The sequence below is a fragment of the Nostoc sp. UIC 10607 genome (genome assembly GCF_047228265.1).
GTDB classification, from domain to species: domain Bacteria; phylum Cyanobacteriota; class Cyanobacteriia; order Cyanobacteriales; family Nostocaceae; genus Nostoc; species Nostoc foliaceum_A.
The window spans coordinates 1-3,737 of the sequence record NZ_JBIQNW010000149.1; the positions used below are offsets into that span (position 1 = coordinate 1).

4 protein-coding genes are annotated in these 3,737 nt (G+C 42.4%); 1 reads left to right on the forward strand and 3 read right to left on the reverse strand.

Annotated features, from left to right (window positions below):
* Window positions 1-116: 116 nt before the first annotated feature.
* Window positions 117-1,943, reverse strand: coding sequence for a protelomerase family protein (locus ACEYW6_RS35820; protein WP_412983548.1), 1,827 nt, complete (start codon window positions 1,941-1,943; stop codon window positions 117-119).
* A 188-nt stretch (window positions 1,944-2,131) separates the two neighbouring features.
* Here ACEYW6_RS35820 and ACEYW6_RS35825 point away from each other — a divergent pair, with 188 nt between their 5' ends.
* The gene (locus tag ACEYW6_RS35825; protein ID WP_412983549.1) at window positions 2,132-2,293 is read left to right on the forward strand and encodes a hypothetical protein; all 162 of its coding nucleotides are present in this window, start codon (window positions 2,132-2,134) and stop codon (window positions 2,291-2,293) included.
* Between the two features lie 37 nt (window positions 2,294-2,330).
* Here ACEYW6_RS35825 and ACEYW6_RS35830 read toward each other — a convergent pair whose 3' ends face one another.
* Together ACEYW6_RS35830 and ACEYW6_RS35835 are read right to left on the reverse strand one after the other, a co-directional pair.
* Window positions 2,331-2,837 carry a GIY-YIG nuclease family protein gene (locus ACEYW6_RS35830; RefSeq protein WP_412983550.1) on the reverse strand — a complete coding sequence of 169 codons (507 nt, stop codon included), beginning with the start codon at window positions 2,835-2,837 and terminating at the stop codon, window positions 2,331-2,333.
* A 4-nt stretch (window positions 2,838-2,841) separates the two neighbouring features.
* Complete coding sequence (locus ACEYW6_RS35835) at window positions 2,842-3,411, reverse strand: hypothetical protein (RefSeq protein WP_412983551.1); 570 nt, start codon at window positions 3,409-3,411, stop codon at window positions 2,842-2,844.
* Window positions 3,412-3,737: the final 326 nt, after the last annotated feature.

A 3,737-nucleotide genomic window follows, 5' to 3' on the forward strand; every position in this document is an offset into this window, starting at 1 on the left:
CCAAGGTCATTCTCAGAGGGCAAGGCTATGGGGAATGAGGTTTGGGTATTGGGGAATGAGGGATTGGGGATGAGGGTGATCGCGTCTCCAGTGATGACAGTGAGAGCGTGAGGGTATCAACTTTTTGCTGACTTTTTAAAGCCTTCCCCATTAAGGAATTCTTCATTTATCAGCAAGAGAATTTTATTTGTGTCCTTGCCCTTATTGGCATAGCTGGCTGGATTACTGGGGTCTTTCTTGTTTTCCATACCGAATTTTGCATTATGGCTAATCACTTCATCCTCATGGGACTGAATCCAATCACGTACCAGCAAGCCGTTACAGCCTGATAAATCTCTCAAGGCTTGGTTAGTAATTGCAAGGCGATCACTGTCCCCAGTCGCTACAGTATCGTTGTAAAGACAGATAGCTTGGAATGACCTGCGGATTTTTTCTACAGCTGCTAAGGTTGCTTTGCTTGCCCAAACCTCGGCATCAGTTTTGGCTTGCCAGTCAATCTCTTCTTTAATTGGGGCAATCTTGACAGGGATAGACTTGGCGGTGGTGACATTGGCAGCGGGGGTAATGACTTGCCCTTGAGTTAACTTGTTCACTACCTCAATAACTTTTTTCTCTAGCCAAGAATCTAACTCGGCGACATTGAGAGTAATTGTTTGTGGTTGCTGTGGTGCGCTGGCTTCCATTGCTGCTTTCTCCTGTTGTAGTTGGTTAGTTGTTTCTAATTCGCTATTGACTTGCTCTAACTGGGCAACTCTCTGTTGCGCTGACTGTAATTGCTTTGCAGTGTCCAGCCGGCTGTTAAATGATTCAAGTAAGTAGGTAATAGCTGATTGTTGGTTGGGTAAATTTAATTCCTCTTGCAAGTGGCGAATAGCTTCTAAATCTGAAGAGTTGACCCGAACATTTGAAAGTTTTTCTTTCTCTGGTGCATCTGGGAAGCCTACAGGTTTTGTAAGGTAGTAATCGACATACCCCAAAGTGGTTACGAGGTTTTGTAAATCTCGGTCGGTGGGAGCATCCTTAACAAAGTGTCCGGCTAATCTAGCCGCGTATAGCATCTTAGAACCAATCGCCCCACTACAATCGCGCTCGGTAGCCAGTGCTAGATATGCGGCCCGGAGGGCTTTATTGTTATCTTGTTCTTCACCATGTCGGAAATTTAGAATCGGTGCTTTATCTCCCTTATCCCCAAAGTAACTACGAACTACCCGGTTAAGTGAACCGTTGCGGCGGCTATCAATGGCGCGGTTTTGTGCTGAGATGTCTGTAGGATTCTCGTTAGCCACTTCTTTTAATAGTGCTTTAGTTGTTGGCTCCTTTCTTAACCAGTTCAACCGCTCGATGACGTAACTAGCAGGGTAAAGGGTAGCAATGGGGAACACTGGCTTGTCACCCCGTTTTTTACCTTGCCCAGTGAACATTACCTGATAGCTTTGACCCTCAACAGCCGCAAACTTAGCACGAGCGAGAATTTCATGAGGGCGGCGGCCAGTGGCAGCAATTAACCCTACTGCTACCTCATGCAAGTCTTGGGACTCTAACAGCTTACCTGTTACCTCTAGATATTCATCTGGGCTGATTTCCTGACCATTTTCAAGGCGATCGCTTACTCGTGTAGACTTGTTTCTCTCTTCCCAATGGCTTTTATCCAGACCACACAACAATAAAACATAGTGCTTTAACTCATAACCAGTTACGTTACCTTGTGCATCATGTTTTGGTTCAGAGTCAGCGTTTTTACCTTGTTCTAAAGGCAACGACTTAAATTTTTTATAGAAGCCAGCCCGACTAAGAACAGTGCCTAAGCTTTTAATGCTGTAGCTGGTATTGGTATTTAACCACTCATTAAACTGTTCACAGTGTGGCTTAATTTCCTCTAATGAGTGCAAATCCTTAACCGCTTCAAACAGTTTCTCTACTTGCTCTTGAACTGCTTTTGACATCTAATCGGCTCCCTTTTATTTTTAAGCTGTTACCAGTTTATATAACAAGTTAATAGGTGTCAATAACTTGTTAATTTATAATCTGTTATTGACGCTATCTAACAAGTTAGCTATAACTGTAACAGGTTAAAGAAACCACAGAAAAAGCGGGATACTAACCCGCAACTTAAAAATAAAAAGGTATTCTCATGTTACTCACAATTGCTAGCCCTCAACAATCTCAAGCTACTAACGATTACTTCGACGGTGAATTCGACGCGGCGATTGGATTACCGCCCAAAAGCCAGGATGGACAGTACTGGCGGGGATATCTCGCCAAGGTAAACGAGACTGGTAACACACCGTTCTAAAACCCAAAGGGAGGCTAACAACCTCCCTTAATTTTGCTTACTTTGTCAATTTCTCTTGTGGCTGTATCACGGAGTTAACTGGTTGATTTGTAAATCTGCCAGCGATCGCACCCACGGACAATAGCCCGATCATGCTGAAAATGATTAGCTTAATTGGCAAGTCGCTAATGCTAAAGACGTGTAGCGATCGCTTCTCAAACTCCCAATTAACCATCATAAATTGCACTGGATTAAAATCAAACCACTCTTGACTTTTGATTAACTCAACATTGCATCGGCTAAATTGTTGATGTAATTCGCCTTCTACATCTGCCATATCCTCTACATAAATAGTCTTGAGAATCTTCACATTACAAGGTGGTTGATTTCGGTGAAAGTTCTCAAGTCTAGCCTGTGGATTACGAGATAACCCAATTTTGCAACGACGGAGGTAACAGCCAGGAATTAAGCCGTGATAACCCTCTGCTTCCATTAAATATATAAATCCTGGCTCATGGTCATTTTTAGGCTGATAGACAATTGTTGAAATATCATCAAAATTCATATATTTATTTCCAGACTATCTTATTGCTAACTGTGCGCTTTTTGCAGTCTAGACAGCGATATCTATCGTCATTTTGTAGCTTTAAATTTGCGCTCCCACAGTGGGGACAGTGGGGACTTGTGCCAGATTGGTGACTACCCCCTATAGTTGTTTTTGGTGGCAAGCTTACCATTTGATTATTGCTTGCTGTATAAGGCTTTAAGCTTTCACTGTCTAGCCCGTTGCCAATTGTGCCAGGGGACTTGGCAAGTCTTGCCAGTCGCTTTGCCTCCTCTATTTCTTGATAGTTAAAACTGACTTTATCTAAATTAGGTAAAAAGTAGAGCTTAGGTGAACGGGAATCGACTATTAAAGCCACTCTTAATAATCTGGCATCGTCGGTAACTAAACCATTTTTCTGGTCAATGTATTCTTCGATAGCGTCTAAGTTGCGAGTCAATTTAGCTAGGTTGGACTCGCTATTTTTCCCCTTTCCATAAGTATTTAGATAATGTCTGATTTTGGGAATGCCGATAATAATCTCGGTAAAAAGTGACCTATCATCATTGGTAAAGCCTGGGATCTGTTTGGTCATCACCGATTGACCCGACACAATCCAGCCAATATTATTGTGTCCAAACTGTTTAAAAATCTTCTTAAGGTTTTCCCCTGCCTTATATGGCTCACTGCAAGAATTTAGGGTGTTGTCAAGTTCATCCCATGCCCAAATTTGAAAGAAGTTAGCAGCGAATGTGGGGTTTTGAACTCTAAAATTTCCGTCGTCTAGGCAATCATCAAAGGATTTAATCGCGGCTGTGGTATCGCCATATTTAAGAAAATGCTCTACCCGGATTTCTCACAAAGCCTGAAAAAAGAAGAGTCAAAAACTGCCAAAATGACTAATATACCTGAATTCCAGCA